Genomic DNA, 14,532 nt, shown 5'->3' on the forward strand with positions numbered 1-14,532 from the left:
CTCATCGAGGCTTGTTCAAAAGCTTCGGATTCGCGGCTCGGCGCGGGGGGCGAGCAGCAGGTGCGTCACCGCCCAGACCAGGGCGTCGAGGCGGTCGGGCGAGGCGCCGGACGAGAGCCCGTCCGGTCCGAAGTCGCAGAGCTCGTCCTCCAGCGCCGGCAGCGCGCCGACGTGGCGGACGCGGCCCTGCGCATAGAGCAGCGAGACCGGCTCGGCCCGCAGGTATTTCCCGCGGGTGGCGCGCACCGGCGTCACCGGCACCGCGGGATCGCACTGGGCGAGCACCGCGGTCGCCATCTCGCCGCCCTGGTTGACCTCGACCACGAGTCCGTCGGCGCCGAGCCGGTGGTAGAGCGCCAGCGCGGCGTTGGCCCAGGCCTGCGGGCCGGCCCGCGCCAGGGTCGCGTCGGCGAGCACGTAGGCGGTGTCGCCGAGCGCGCCCACCGCGACGATCCCGCAGGCGTCGGCCGAGCGGCCGGAGCTTGCCGGCGGGTCGACCGCGACGACGATGCGGGGCAGCTCGGGCGCCGCGGCGACGCGGGTCGCCTCGATGATGTCCCGCGTCCACAGGGCGTCGGGCCGGTCGTCGATCAGTTCGCCGTCGAGTTCCTGCCGCCCGAGGCGGGTGCCGGCGTAGCGCCCCACCACCGCCTCCAGGAAGGCGGGGGCGAGGTTCTGGGCGTTGTCGGCGGTGCGCGCCTGGGTGACCACGGTGCGCGGGTCGGCGATGAGGCGTCGGATCAGCGGGATCGGCCGCGGCGTGGTGGTGACGAGGTTGCGCGGGCGGGCGCCGAGCCGCAGCCCGAATTGCAGCATGTCGAAGGTGGCCTCCGGCCGCCGCCACTTGGCGATCTCGTCGGACCACGCAGCGCCGAATTGCGGGCCGCGCAGAGAATCCGGCTCCTCGGCCGAGAACGCCGTCGCCACCGCACCGTTGGCCCACTCGACGCGGCGCCGGCTCGGCGACCAGCGCGGGCGGGCGCCGCGTTCGGGCAGGCCGAGGAGGCCCGACGGCCCCTCGACCATCACGTCGCGCACGTCGGCGAAGGTCTCGCCGACCAGCGCGATCCGGCCGATCGCCGCGTCGGTGAAGGCCGGGTCGCCGCGGGCGAGCGCGTCGACCCATTCGGCCCCCGTCCGCGTCTTGCCGCAGCCGCGGCCGCCGATCACCGCCCAGGTGATCCAGTCGTCCTCCCAGGGCGGCGGAAGCTGGTCGGGCCGGGCCTGGTGGAGCCAGTCAAGCGCCAGCGCCCGCAGGAGCGGCGGCGGCAGGCTCGCCAGGAAGGCCGTCATCCGGCCGCTCGTCGCGGCATCGTCCATAGCGGCCCGCGATCTCCGCGCGGAGGCCCGCAAGGTCGAGGGCGGAAGGGTCCGGTGTGCGGCCATCCCCCTCCCCTTCGATCGTGAGGTCGTCGAGCAGGCGCTTGAGGCCGCCGAGGTCGCGCAGCACCCGTGCCGAATCGATCACCGCGGCGCCCTCGCCCCGCAGCGCCTCGTCGAAGGCCGCGATCTGCCGGCCGATATGGGCGCGCAAGGCCGCCCGCAGCGTCGGCAGGTCGGCGGCGGCCAGGCCATGTTCGTCCAAGGCGTGCTCGTCCAAGCCATGTTCGTCCAAGGCGTGTTCGGCCCCGGCGTGCTCGACCGCGGGCCGCACGACCGCGTCGGGTTCCGTGCTGGCCGGCGTGACGCCCTTGGGTTGAAGCTCCGGACCGCGCCGTGGGCGGGCGAGACGATGCAGGGCGGCCAGCCTCGGCGGCGACGCGTCCCAGTCCCGCCGCCGCTTCCGTATCGGGCGCCAGTTCTCCGCGCGGTTCCACTTGCACAGCGTACCGAGCGACAGGCCCGTTGTGAGGGCGATCGCGCTGAGGGTGAGGTCGCTCTCGCGCATCAATCGCGCGGCGGCCTCGCGCAGCTCCGGCGGCACCCGGTAGTTCGGACTGCCCATCGCCGCCTCCCGAGCCGTCTCGTCACACTTCTGGAGCGTGCGGTTCTTATGCCGGAGGAGCGTGCCGATTTCAAGCACATAATCCTTTTACCGGCCTTTTATCCTTTATCCGGTGTTTGCCCGGAGCCTGCGCTTCGTGCGACGACCCCGGTTGACCAAGCGGGCTGGAGCGCAGATCCCGAGAATGCCGGACGCGACGCACGACACCCTCGCCGCCCTCCGCCGCGGCGACCTCGCGGGCGCCCGCACCTTGCGCCTGCCGGCCGCCGGACTGACTGCGTTTCCACCCGAGATCTTCGGGTTGGCCGACACGCTGGAGCTGCTCGACCTCTCGGGCAACGCGCTCTCCGCCCTCCCGGACGATCTCGGCCGCCTCAAGCGGCTGGAGGTGTTGTTCTGCTCCGGAAACCCGGTCTCGCAGCTTCCGCCGGGCCTGGGGAATTGCACCGCGCTGAGCCAGGTCGGGTTTCGCGGCTGCGGGCTGACGGACGTGCCGGGCGAGGCGCTGCCGCCGCGCCTGCGCTGGCTGACGCTCACCGACAACCGGATCGCGCACCTGCCGGACGAACTCGGCGCGCGCCCGAGGCTGCAGAAGCTGATGCTCTCGGGCAACCGCCTGCGCACCCTACCGGACAGCCTGGCGGGTTGCGAAAACCTCGAGCTGATCCGGCTCGCGGCCAACCGCCTCGACGCCCTGCCCGCCTGGCTCACCGCCCTGCCCGGCCTCGCCTGGACCTCGTGGGCCGGCAACGCGTTCGAGGGCGACGCGCCCCGCTCCGCGGCGGCCGCGATCCCGTTCGCCGACCTCGATCTAGGCCCGCTTCTCGGCGAGGGCACGTCGGGCCGGGTCCACCGCGCGCTCTGGCGTTCGGGGGCGACGCAGCAGGCCGTCGCGCTCAAGCTGTTCAAGGGGGCGATGACCAGCGACGGCCTGCCCGAGCGCGAGATGGAGGCGTGCCTCGCGGCCGGCGCGCACCCGAACCTCACCGGGGCGCTTGGGCGGATCACCGGACATCCGGACGGAGCCGACGGCCTCGTGATGCCGCTGCTGCCGCCGGGCTGGCGGGTGCTCGCCGGGCCGCCGAGCCTCGCGAGCTGCAGCCGCGACGTCTACGACCCGGCGCTCCGCATCGCCCCGGCGGCTTTGCTCCGCCTCGTCCGCGACGTCGCCGCCGGCCTCACCCACCTTCACGCGCGCGGCCTGCTGCACGGCGACGTCTACGGCCACAACATCCTGTGGGACGCCGCCACCGGCGCGGCGGCGCTCAGCGATTTCGGCGCCGCCTCGGTGCTGCCGGACGGCCCGGCCGGCGCCGCCCTGCAACGGATCGAGGTCCGCGCCTTCGGGCTGCTGCTCGGGGAAGCGCTGGACCGGGCGAGCGCGGATTTCTCGGACGCGGCGGGCTTGCGCGACCTGGAGCGGGCCTGCATCCAGGCCGACGTGGGCGCCCGCCCGGCGATGGCGGAAGTTTTGCGCGCGCTGTCGTGAGGCGTGGGGACGGCGCTGCTTTGGACTTCCGGGCGTCCTGACGGCGGCAGCGCATCCCCTCGCCCCGCACGGATCTCGGGCTTGCCCGAGATCCGAACCTGCCTGCCGAAGTCGGGCAGGCCCGACTTCGGTGGGGGAGAGGGCTTTGCCGACCTCGTCGTCGGCAAAGCGAGGCGGCAGCCGAAGGTGAGGGGGCGCGAACGGAGGAGCCTCACTCGGCACCTCCCCCTCACCGTCGCTTCGGCTTCGCCTCCGCTTCCCGCCCACGGGGAGAGGGGAACTCCGCGGTTCACGGTCGACCGGATTGCGCCTCGCGCGTCGGCGATCTCAGAAGAAGATCGGCCGTGCGCTCGCGTGGTGCTCGCCGAGCACCGTGCCGGTGCCGGGCTCGATCTCCTTGAGCACCACATCGTAGCCCCAGAGGTCGGCGAGGTGCTGCAGCACGCGGCGGGCGTCGTCCTTCTGCAGGGTGATCTTGTTCAGCGCCTTGTGGTGGAGGATCAGGCGGCGGTCGCCCTCGAGGTCCACGTCCACCACCTCGATGTCGGGATCGAGCCATGCCACGTCGTACTGGCGCGCGAACGACCGGCGCATCTTGCGGTAGCCGCGCTCGTCGTGAATCGCGGCGACGTGCAGTTCCGGCTGGTCGGGGTCGTCGGCCACGTGGAACAGGCGCATGTCCCGCATCAGCTTCGGCGACAGGAACTGGGCGATGAAGCTCTCGTCGCGGTAGTTCTCCCAGCAGTCGCGCAGCACCGCCATGCCGTCGCCGGTGCCGGCGATGTCGGGGAACCATTGCCGGTCCTCTGCGGTCGGCTGCTCCACGATGCGGGCGATGTCCTGCATCATCGCGAAGCCGATCGCGTAGGGGTTGTGGCCGCTATAGCTCCGGTCGTCGTAGTTCGGCTGGCGGATGACGTTGGTGTGCGACTGCAGGAACTCGAGGTAGGCCGCCTCGCCGATGAGGCCCTTCTCGGAGAGCGCGTTCATGATCCGGTAGTGGCAATAGGTGGCGCAGCCCTCGTTCATCACCTTGGTCTGGCGCTGCGGGTAGAAGTACTGCGCCACCAGCCGGACGATACGCAGGATCTCGCGCTGCCAGCGCTGCAGGCGCGGCGCCGCCTTCTCCAGGAAGTAGAGGATGTTCTCCTGCGGCAGCTCGAGCAGCGCCTTGCGCCGCTCGATCGCGAGGTCCGGGCGGGCGGCACCGGCCTTGGCCGGCAGGGTGCGCCACAGGTCGTTGTAGATCTGCTCGCCGTGCTCGACCCGCTCGCGCTCGCGCCGCTGCTCGGAGGCGAGGTCCGGCCGCTTCTTGCGCGGGTAGCGGTGCACCCCCTGGCTCATCAGGGCATGGGCGGCGTCCAGCACCTGCTCGACGGCCTGGTGCCCGTAGCGCTCCTCGCAGCGCGAGATGTAGGTCTTGGCGAAGTCGAGGTAATCGAGGATGCCCTCGGCGTCGGTCCACTGGCGGAACAGATAGTTGTTCTTGAAAAAATGATTATGCCCGAACGCAGCATGGGCAATAACCAATGTCTGCATCGTCGCCGAGTTCTCCTCCATGATATAGGAGATGCACGGATCGGAGTTGATGACGATCTCGTAGGCGAGACCCATCATGCCGCGGCGATAGCCGGATTCATGCTGGGCGAAGTGCTTGCCGAACGACCAGTGTTTGTAGAACAAGGGCATGCCGATCGAAGCATAGGCGTCAAGCATTTGCTCGGCGGTGATGATTTCGATCTGGTTCGGATACCACGACAACCCGAGCGCACGCGCCTCGACCTCGCAGGCGTCGTGGATGCGCCGGATGGTGTCGAAGTCCCAGTCGTTGCCGGTGAAGAGGGGCTTGGCGCCACCGGAGATGGTCTGGGGCGTGCGTGCCTCGACGAGTGTCATGCAACCTCCCGATCGATCGGACGATGTCCCGGATAGGCTCGGGACGGGCATTCCCCTCTCCAGAGATGGAGGGACGGACGCGTCGCGGCGCGCATCAACCCTCCGCCTCCGCCCGCGCGTCCTTGCGGCCGAACAGGTCGCGGAAGACCGCGTAGATCTCGCGGCGGTGGTTGACCTTGCGCATCGCGATCGGGCCGCCGGCTTTGGCAATGGCCTCGTAGGTCCGCCACAGGGTGGTGCGGTGCTCGACGAAGCCGGCGCGCGGGCCGTTCTCGTCGCCCACCTCGAGGTAGGCGAAGTGCTGGCAGGCCGGCAGGATGTGGGCGCGCAGCAGGTCGGTCGAGGTCGGGCCGTCCGAGGAGACGTTGTCGCCGTCCGACGCCTGGGCCGCGTAGATGTTCCAGTCGTCGGGCGAGTAGCGCTCGGCGATGATGCGCTTCATCTCCACAAGTGCCGAGGAGACCAGCGTGCCGCCGGTCTCGCGGGAGCCGAAGAAGGTCTCCTCGTCCACCTCCGTCGCCCGGTCGGTGTGGCGGATGAACACGATCTCCACGTGCCGGTAGCGGCGTGTGAGGAAGATGTGCAGCAAAATGTAGAACCGCTTGGCCAGGTCCTTCATATGCTCGGTCATCGAGCCGGACACGTCCATCAGGCAGAACATCACCGCCTGCGCCACCGGGCGCGGATAGGGCTCGAAGCGGCGGTAGCGCAGGTCGATCGGGTCGACGTAAGGGATGCGCCGCGTACGCTCGAGCAGGGCCGCCAGCGCCTCGGAAAGGCCGGGCAACGCCGGGTCGCCCGCGGGCAGTTCGGCGATGCGCGCCTCAAGCGCCGCGACCTCGTCCGGCTTCGGCCGCTTGAGGGCGATGCGCCGCGACATCGAGTTGCGCAGCGTCCGGGTAAGCGCGAGGTTGGCGGGCGAGCCGGTCACCGTGTAGCCCGCCCGGCGAAGCGCCTCCGTCTCGACCACGGCGAGCCGGCGCTTGGCGAGGTCGGGCAGCTCCAAGTCTTCGAGGAAGAGTTCCAGGAACTCCTCGCGGGTCAGGACGAAGCGGAAGGCGTCCTCGTTGTTTTCGCCGCCGTCGCCGCCTTCGCCGGAGCCGCGGCCGCCCCCGCCGCCTGGCGGTCGCTCGATGCGGTCGCCCTCCACGTAGGTCTTGTTGCCGGGCAGGATATGGTCCTGGAGGCCGGTGCCCGGCTGCCGGGAGAAGCGCGGCTCGCGCACCCCGTCGGCCGGCACGGTGACGCGGCCGTCCTTGCCCAGGTCCTTGATGTCCTTCTCGCGCGCCGACTCGCGCACGGCCCGCTGGGCCACGTCCTTGACCCGCCTGAGGAAGCGCTGCCGGTTGGCGAGGCTCTTGCCCCCTGGATTCAATCGACGGTCGACGATGTGCATTCGGTGATCAAATCCCCGCCCGCAAGATCCGGCGGCGCTTCCGCGCCGACCGGTCGTCCGAAATCACGGCGGATCCCGATCGCGTCCCCCGAGGGGGCGGATCACCCCGCCTGCTTCACCCGCATGTACCACTCGACCAGGCGGCGCACCTGCCGCTCGGTGTAGCCGCGCGCGACCATCCGATCGACGAACTCGCCGTGCTTCTTCTCGGTCTCGCCGTCCTTCTTCGAGCCGAAGGAGATCACCGGCAACAGTTCCTCGACCTGTGAGAACATCCGCCGCTCGATGACCTCGCGCAGCTTCTCGTAGGAGGTCCAGGACGGGTTGCGGCCGCCATGCTGCGCCCGCGAGCGCAGCGCGAACTTCACCACCTCGTTGCGGAAGTCCTTCGGGTTGGCGATGCCGGCCGGCTTCTCGATCTTCGTCAGCTCCTGGTTCAGCAGCTCGCGATTGAGCAGCTGGCCGGTCTCGGAATCCTTGAAGTCCTGGTCCTCGATCCAGGCGTCCGCATAGTCGATGTAGCGGTCGAACAGGTTCTGCCCGTAATCGTGGTAGGATTCGAGATAGGCCTTCTGAATCTCGTGGCCGATGAACTCGGCGTAGCGCGGCGCCAGCTCGCCCTTGATGAATTCGAGGTAACGCTTCTCGGTCTCGGGCGGGAGCTGCTCGCGGCGGAGTGACTGCTCCAGAACATACATCAGGTGGACCGGGTCGGCCGAGACTTCGGTGGTGTCGTGGTTGAAGGTCGCAGCCAGCACCTTGAAGGCGAAACGGGTCGAAATCCCGTCCATGCCCTCGTCGACGCCGGCCGAATCCTTGTATTCCTGCATCGAGCGGGCGCGGGGGTCGACCTCGCGCAGGGACTCGCCGTCGTAGACCCGCATCTTCGAGAACGCGTTGGAGTTGGCGTGCTCGCGCAGCCGCGACAGCACCGAGAACCGCGACAGCATCTCGAACGTGCCCGGCGCGCAGGACGCCTCCGAGAGCTCGGAGCTCGAGATCAGCTTCTCGTAGATGTGCTGCTCCTCCTGCACGCGCAGGCAGTAGGGCACCTTGATCACGTAGATGCGGTCGATGAAGGCTTCGTTGTTCTTGTTGGTCTTGAAGGTCTGCCACTCGGACTCGTTCGAGTGCGCCAGGATGATGCCGGTGAAGGGGATCGCACCGATGTTCTCGGTGCCGACGTAGTTGCCCTCCTGCGTCGCCGTCAGCAGCGGATGCAGCATCTTGATCGGCGCCTTGAACATCTCGACGAACTCGAGGACGCCCTGGTTGGCGCGGTTCAGGCCGCCCGAATACGAGTAGGCGTCCGGGTCCGCCTGCGACAGCGTCTCGAGGCGGCGGATGTCGACCTTGCCGACCAGCGAGGAGATGTCCTGGTTGTTCTCGTCGCCGGGCTCGGTCTTGGCGATGGCGATCTGGCGCAGGCGCGACGGCCGGACCTTGATCACCTTGAACTGCGAGATGTCGCCCTCGAACTCGTCGAGGCGCTTCAGCGCCCAGGGGCTCATCAGCCCAGTCAGGCGCCGGCGCGGGATGCCGTAGCGGCTCTGGATCTCGGCGCCCATGGTCTCGGGGTCGAACAGCCCGAGCGGGCTCTCGAACACCGGGGAGACCTCGTTGCCGGCCTTCAGCACGTAGACCGGGTGGGCCTCCATCAGCGCCTTGAGGCGCTCGGCCAGCGAAGACTTGCCGCCGCCGACCGGGCCGAGCAGGTAGAGGATCTGCTTGCGCTCCTCCAGTCCCTGCGCGGCGTGGCGGAAGAACGAGACGATCCGCTCGATCGTCTCCTCCATGCCGAAAAATTCGTGGAAGGCGGGATAGGTCCGGATCGTCCGGTTCATGAAGATGCGGCCGAGGCGGGCATCCTTCGACGTGTCGATGAATTCCGGCTTGCCGATCGCGTCGAGGATGCGCTCGGCAGCGCTCGCGTACATCAGCGGCTCGTCGCGGCACGCCTCAAGAAATTCGGAGAGCGTCATCTCCGTGTCGCGGCGCGCTTCGTACCCGCGGGCGAAGCTCTGGAAAAGGTCGTTGGTCGCATGCATTGGCATTCGATAACCCTCTCAGACCGTCAACAGCTTCATCCTGTCCTGCCGCGAACGCAACCGACAGACCCGCATTTGTCGCAGTGCGGCGAACGCGGTGACGCTGCGTGTGCCGAATGCAACACCTGTCGGGCCGAGTTGCGGCATCCGTCAAGCTTCTCCTCGTTGGCTCGGCCGGACCCGAAGAACGATCCGGCCGAAAAAATATGCACGTAAAGCTTTCGACTGCCTGCGATCAGAGATCGCTGCTGTTTTTCTTGGCATCGCCATCCTTCTTGGCCGAAGCGGCCTCGACGGTTATTTTGATGTTCTGGGTCTGAACTTGGCCGTCCGAATTCTTGATCTCGAACGTCACCTCGTCGGCTCCGGTGTAGCCAACCTTCGGCTGGTAGAACAGACCCTGAACTGCGGTATCCTTGTTCGGGCAACGATAGGACGCGGGAGTCTTCTGCTTGCCGACCTTGGTGATCAGGGCACCGTTCTTCGGCGCGCCCGAGACCTTGAACTCCGGCATCGGCCCGGCCGAGCAGTCCTTCTTCAGGTTCGGGACGATGGCGATCCGCACGGTCTTGCCCGAGGCGACGGTCTCGCTCTTGGTGATCGTCGTCTGCGCGAAGGCGGGCGCGGCGAGGAGCAGGCCGCCGGCGGCGAGCGCGAGGACAGGGCGCGCGAGGAGAGGACGAAGGGCGGTCAGGTAGGCGCTCACGGGCGTGTCTCCGAAGGTCTTTTGGCGCGGCATCCGGGGCCGTGAGGCCACGTGCCGGCCGAGTCGATGTGGGGACGCCTCGTGTGCGCGTCGAGGCCGCAGGCCGACGACCAGGGCCGGGAACGCGGCTGCGGTGCCGATTATTGCTGGAGCGCGGCCGCCACGACGCCGGTGACGCGGGCGATCTGGGCGGCGTCGAGTTCGCCTTCGAGCGCGGTCGCGAGGCTGCGCTCGACCCGCGCACGCTCGCCCGCATCCGACGTCGGGGTGACCGGGATGTCGCCCTCGTCGAGGCCGCAGACCCGACGGATCGTCTCGGCCGCAGCCAGCAGCGCGGCCCTGTCGGCCGGTCCCATCTCCCAGAGCGGGTTGCGCAGGCGGCTGACCACCCGCCGGGCATCGCGGTAATCCCGGTCGACGTGGGTCGCGGCCTCGATCTGGCTGACGAGAAACATCAGTTCCAGCACTTCCGAGGCGGCTTCCGGGCAGGTCCGCACGATCCGCATCACGCGGCCGATGAGTTCCTGCGTCGGCGTCATCGAACGGCGGGTGGCGCTCATGCGCCGATCAACGCGGATCGACACGCAAAGTTCGCCTAAGCTCGAATCACCGGGCGCTCAGGCCTCGGGCGGAGCGCGGAAGGCCGCCAGCGCGTCGCGGCAGGCGTACAGCTCCTGCAGCGCGCCGGCCAAGGCGTCACGGTCGATGGTATCCCCATCGAGGGTGCGGCCAATGTTGTCCGCATCGGCGGGCGCCGTCGCGAGGCTGGCTTCCTGCACCGCCGGTGCGGCCGCCACCGCCTCGCCGCGGCCGACCGCCTGGACGAACCGGACGCCGTTCTCCTTGAGGACGCGCTGCGCGCCCTCGATCGTGTAGCGCTGGACGTGGAGCAGGTGGCGGATGCCCGCGACGAGGGCGACGTCGCCGGGGCGGTAGTAGCGCCGGCCGCCCGCGCGCTTGACCGGACGGATCTGGCCGAACCGCGTCTCCCAGAACCGCAGAACGTGCTGCGGCACGTCAAGGGATTCAGCCACCTCGGTGATCGTCCGGAACGCGCCCGGTTCCTTGTCGGCGTGTCCCGAATCCTCGGTGAGGGCAGCGAGCGCCATGATTCGATCCGGCTACGAGGCGGCGATGAGGGTGCGGTCGGCGGGGCCGGACGTGTTCATTCCTCGGCGTGGGCGGCGCCGTTCAGTCCGTTGATCCGGGCCTTCAGCACGTTCGAGGGCTTGAACACCATCACCTGCCGCGGCTCGATCGCCACCTCGACGCCGGTCTTTGGGTTGCGGCCGACGCGCTTGCCCTTCGAGCGGACCACAAAGGAGCCGAACGAGGACAGCTTCACGGTCTCGCCCTCGGACAGGCAGGAGCAGATCTCGGACAGGACCGTCTCGACGAGGGCCGCGGATTCGGTGCGGGAGAGGCCGACCTGCTGGTAGACGGCCTCGCTCAAATCGGCGCGCGTCACCGTCTTGCCTGCCATGCCACGACCCCTCGCGAATTTTCTTGCCGAGAGCCGTCGTTTGCGACGTATCTCTATGATCTGCCACGCTAATCCCCGGTCCCGCCCGGGTCAACCGGCGCGGCTGGGGAAATTCCGGGCTACCAGCGGATCAGCGCCGCGCCCCAGCTGAAGCCGCCGCCGATGGCCTCGATCATCACGAGGTCGCCCCGGCGGATGCGGCCGTCCCGGCGGGCCACGTCCAGCGCCAGGGGAATCGAGGCGGCCGAGGTGTTGCCGTGGCGGTCGACCGTGAGCACCACCTTGTCGCGCGGGATGCCGAGCTTGTCGGCGGAGGCCTCGATGATGCGTTTGTTGGCCTGGTGCGGCACGAACCAGTCGAGGTCGGCGGCCTTCGCACCCCCCATCTTCAGCGCGTCCTCGATCACGTCCATCACCGAGCCGACGGCGAAGCGGAACACTTCCTTGCCCTCCATCCGCAGCTGGCCGGTGGTGCCGGTCGAGCCCGGGCCCCCGTCGACGTAGAGCTTTTCACGGTGGCGCCCGTCCGAGCGCAGGCTCGCGCTGATCACGCCCCGGTCGGCGTTCGTGCCCGCCGCGTCCTGCGCCTCCAGCACGATCGCGCCGGCCCCGTCACCGAACAGCACGCAGGTGGTGCGGTCCTCCCAGTCGACGATGCGCGAGAAGGTCTCGGCGCCGACGACCAGCGCGCGCCGGGCGGCGCCCGTCGCCAGAAACTTGTCCGCGGTGGAGACGGCGAAGACGAACCCGGCGCACACCGCCTGCAGGTCGAAGGCCGCGCCCGCATGGATACCGAGCGCCGCCTGGATCTGGGTCGCGGTGGAGGGAAAGGTATGGTCGGGCGTCGAGGTGGCGCAGATCACGAGGTCGATGTCGTCCCCGGTCAGACCGGCATCGTCGAGGGCCGCGCGCGCCGCGCGGATGCCGAGCACCGACGTGGTCTCGGAGGCGTCCGCCAGGTAGCGCTGCCGGATGCCGGTGCGCTGGACGATCCATTCGTCCGAGGTGTCGACCCGCTCGGCGAGTTCGGCGTTGGTCACCACCCGCGCAGGAAGCCCTGAGCCGGTGCCGACGACGACGGAACGCAGGGTTGTCATCGGTTTCCTTCCCGTCGCGAAACGCGTTTCACAACCATCGGCTGCTAGACCCGCATCGCTCCGATCTCCATCGCGTTCAGCCGCCGAACCGGGTCCCGGATCGGCGTAAAGGTCGACGCCGGCTAAGAGTTCACGCCGGCGCGAGGGTGGGCGTCTGGTCGAGCATCTCGCGGATCGTGCGCATCAGGTCGTGGCGCGCCATGTCGTGGGCGAGGTCCACCGCGGCGGCGAAGCCCTGCGCGTTCTCCGAGCCGTGGCTCTTGATGACGATGCCCTCGAGCCCGAGGAACACGCCGCCGTTGGCCCGGCTCGGGTTCATCTTCTCCCGCAGCGCACGGAACGCCTGACGGGCGAACAGCGCGCCGATCTTGGCCGACAGCGTCCGCGTCATCGCCGAGCGCAGGTAGGTGCCGATCTGCTTGGCGGTGCCTTCGGCGGTCTTCAGGGCGATGTTCCCCGTGAACCCTTCCGTGACCACCACGTCGACGGTGCCGCGGCCGAGGTCGTTGCCCTCGACGAAGCCGTGATAGGCAAAGTTCGGCAGGTCGATCTCGCGCAGCAGGCGCGCGGCCTCCTTCACCGCCTCGTTGCCCTTCATCTCCTCGGTGCCGACGTTGAGCAGGCCCACCGTCGGGCGCTCGAGGTCGAACACGATGCGGGCCATGGCGGAGCCCATGACCGCCATCTCGATGAGGTGCTCGGCATCGGTACCGATGGTGGCGCCGACGTCGAGCACGACGCTCTCGCCGCGCACCGTCGGCCACAGGCAGGCGATGGCCGGGCGTTCGATGCCCGCCATGGTCTTGAGGCAGATCTTCGACATCGCCATCAGGGCGCCGGTGTTGCCAGCCGACACCGCGGCGTCGGCCTCGCCGTCCTTCACCGCCTGGATCGCCTTCCACATCGACGACTTGCCGCGGCCCTGGCGCACCGCCTGGCTCGGTTTGTCGTCCATGGCGACGGCGTAGGTGGTGTGCCGGATCTCGACGGCGCCCTTCAGGCGCGGCTCGGCGGCGACGAGCGGGGCGACCACCGCCTCGTCGCCGAAGATCAGGAAGGTGGTTTCGGGGTGGCGCTCGCGGGCGATCGCGGCGCCAGGCACGACGGTCGACGGTCCATGGTCGCCGCCCATGGCGTCGAGCGAGATGCGCACGCGTTGGGACATGAGGGGGGTTGTCGCGGCCTTCGATGGGATGCCGTCGCGGGGGCGACGGCCGGGATCGGCGCGGCGGAAAATAGCGATCCCGCCCCGGCGGGCAAACGAATTCTCGCGCGGCGTCGCGCCGGGCGGCGCTCAGGGCTCCTCGGGGCGCAGGGTGCGCAGGACGTCGAAGGGCTTGGCGTCCTCGCCGAGTTGGACCTCCTCGAACACCACGCCGGGCTTGCGCGGGTAGGGATCGATGCCGAGCGCCAGGAACTCGGCGGTCAGCAAACCGAAGTCGATCCGGCCGCCGACGATCGGGTCGGGGATGTCGGCATCCTCGGCATCGGTGCCGGCGAGGCGGTCGGTGTCGGTGAACGCCACCTCGACCGGCTCCGACACCTTCGTCTCGAACGGCTCCAGGCTAACCGTGCAGACCAACGTGACGGTGCCTTCGACCGTGCCGGTGACGACGAGGCGCCTCGTCGGCCCGGCGACGGCGAAGCGTCCGACGAGGTCGCGGATCGCCTGGATCTTGAAGTCGGCGGCGAGGGCCGCGCACTCCGCCGGCGTCGCCTCGACGGTGACGGCGCCGCGGCCCGGCGGCAGCCGCGCCACGCTCACCCATCGGGACAGGGGGGTCTCGCTCGCGCTCATCGGTGTTCCGGGTTGGATGTCGGGGTGGCGTCCGCGGGCGGGAAGGGCGGCCCGGCGCCGAGCAATGCGTCGAGGTCGGCCTCGGCCAACTCGCGGTCGGCGGCGAGGACGTAGGCGGCAAGCCCCGAGGCCGCCCCCGCGTCGTCGCCGCCGAGCACGTTTCGAGACAGCGCCGTGGCGAGCGCGTCGGCGTCGCCCGCGTCGAGCGCGGCATCGTAGTTGGCGGCTCGCCCGTAGAAGGCGGCGCCGAGCTTCTTCATGCGCTTGGGCACGCCGAAATCACCGACGCCGAGCTCGCGCAACGACGCGTCGAGCTGGAGGAAGACCGAGTTGACGAGGTCCTGCGCCACGTCCGCCGCCGGCGCCGGCAGGCGGTTCAGCCGGCGCAGCACCAGGATGACATGGAGGATCAGCGACTCGAAGCGCCCCTCCACGCCGTCGGGCACGCCGAGCCCGGTATAGAGGCCGGGCTGCCGCGAGGCGGCGTTGATGCGCATGTGCAGGGTCTCGATGGACCGCCGCCGCGCGTCGTTGCGGCGAAAGAATCGGGCGATCATGCGGTGCGCCTCGGCCCCATGGGTCGACCCCCGGACGGGGCCCGTCGGAACGATCCGGCGCGTTTCCGCTGCGCTGTGGCCTGTGGCCGAGCTTGCCTTGTCAAAGCCATAACCCCG

General features: G+C 69.6%; 14 protein-coding genes. 1 reads left to right on the top strand and 13 read right to left on the bottom strand.

Features of this window, described 5'->3' with window-relative positions; all coding sequences use genetic code 11:
* Positions 1-15: 15 nt before the first annotated feature.
* Together FV226_RS03090 and FV226_RS28460 are read right to left on the bottom strand one after the other, a co-directional pair.
* On the bottom strand, positions 16-1,293 hold the full coding sequence (locus FV226_RS03090; RefSeq protein ID WP_246691470.1) for a terminase family protein: 1,278 nt from the start codon (positions 1,291-1,293) through the stop codon (positions 16-18).
* Entirely contained in the window at positions 1,238-1,924 is a 687-nt protein-coding gene (locus tag FV226_RS28460; protein ID WP_246685306.1) for a hypothetical protein, read from the bottom strand. Before FV226_RS28460 ends, FV226_RS03090 begins: the two co-directional genes overlap by 56 nt.
* Before the next feature lie 205 nt (positions 1,925-2,129).
* Here FV226_RS28460 and FV226_RS03100 point away from each other — a divergent pair, with 205 nt between their 5' ends.
* Positions 2,130-3,434: a leucine-rich repeat-containing protein kinase family protein gene (locus FV226_RS03100; protein WP_147761770.1), complete on the top strand. Its 1,305-nt coding sequence runs from the start codon at positions 2,130-2,132 to the stop codon at positions 3,432-3,434.
* Between the two features lie 327 nt (positions 3,435-3,761).
* Here the strand turns inward: FV226_RS03100 and FV226_RS03105 are convergent, their stop codons facing one another.
* The 11 genes from FV226_RS03105 to FV226_RS03155 form a co-directional block, all read right to left on the bottom strand.
* Positions 3,762-5,330, bottom strand: a complete 1,569-nt coding sequence (locus FV226_RS03105; protein ID WP_147761771.1) for a SpoVR family protein — start codon at positions 5,328-5,330, stop codon at positions 3,762-3,764.
* A gap of 94 nt (positions 5,331-5,424) precedes the next feature.
* On the bottom strand, positions 5,425-6,726 hold the full coding sequence (locus FV226_RS03110) for a YeaH/YhbH family protein (RefSeq protein ID WP_147761772.1): 1,302 nt from the start codon (positions 6,724-6,726) through the stop codon (positions 5,425-5,427).
* A gap of 101 nt (positions 6,727-6,827) precedes the next feature.
* Complete coding sequence (locus FV226_RS03115) at positions 6,828-8,780, bottom strand: PrkA family serine protein kinase (RefSeq protein WP_147753194.1); 1,953 nt, start codon at positions 8,778-8,780, stop codon at positions 6,828-6,830.
* 229 nt (positions 8,781-9,009) lie between these two features.
* Positions 9,010-9,480 carry a 4-aminobutyrate aminotransferase gene (locus tag FV226_RS03120; protein ID WP_246691471.1) on the bottom strand — a complete coding sequence of 157 codons (471 nt, stop codon included), beginning with the start codon at positions 9,478-9,480 and terminating at the stop codon, positions 9,010-9,012.
* 140 nt (positions 9,481-9,620) lie between these two features.
* Positions 9,621-10,040 carry a hypothetical protein gene (locus FV226_RS03125; RefSeq protein ID WP_238270925.1) on the bottom strand — a complete coding sequence of 140 codons (420 nt, stop codon included), beginning with the start codon at positions 10,038-10,040 and terminating at the stop codon, positions 9,621-9,623.
* Between the two features lie 57 nt (positions 10,041-10,097).
* Positions 10,098-10,589, bottom strand: a complete 492-nt coding sequence (locus tag FV226_RS03130; protein ID WP_147761773.1) for a MerR family transcriptional regulator — start codon at positions 10,587-10,589, stop codon at positions 10,098-10,100.
* Between the two features lie 56 nt (positions 10,590-10,645).
* A complete protein-coding gene (locus tag FV226_RS03135; RefSeq protein ID WP_147761774.1) occupies positions 10,646-10,963 on the bottom strand; it encodes an integration host factor subunit alpha in 318 nt (105 codons plus the stop codon).
* 119 nt (positions 10,964-11,082) lie between these two features.
* A complete protein-coding gene (locus FV226_RS03140) occupies positions 11,083-12,060 on the bottom strand; it encodes a beta-ketoacyl-ACP synthase III (RefSeq protein ID WP_147761775.1) in 978 nt (325 codons plus the stop codon).
* A 130-nt stretch (positions 12,061-12,190) separates the two neighbouring features.
* On the bottom strand, positions 12,191-13,225 hold the full coding sequence (gene plsX / locus FV226_RS03145; protein ID WP_147753190.1) for a phosphate acyltransferase PlsX: 1,035 nt from the start codon (positions 13,223-13,225) through the stop codon (positions 12,191-12,193).
* A gap of 129 nt (positions 13,226-13,354) precedes the next feature.
* Complete coding sequence (locus tag FV226_RS03150; RefSeq protein WP_147761776.1) at positions 13,355-13,858, bottom strand: DUF177 domain-containing protein; 504 nt, start codon at positions 13,856-13,858, stop codon at positions 13,355-13,357.
* Positions 13,855-14,415 (bottom strand): ubiquinol-cytochrome C chaperone family protein, encoded by a 561-nt coding sequence (locus tag FV226_RS03155; RefSeq protein WP_147753188.1) that lies wholly within the window; start codon positions 14,413-14,415, stop codon positions 13,855-13,857. Before FV226_RS03155 ends, FV226_RS03150 begins: the two co-directional genes overlap by 4 nt.
* Between the last annotated feature and the right edge of the window lie 117 nt (positions 14,416-14,532).

The sequence above is a fragment of the Methylobacterium sp. WL12 genome (assembly GCF_008039475.1).
Classification (GTDB): Bacteria; Pseudomonadota; Alphaproteobacteria; order Rhizobiales; family Beijerinckiaceae; genus Methylobacterium; species Methylobacterium cerastii.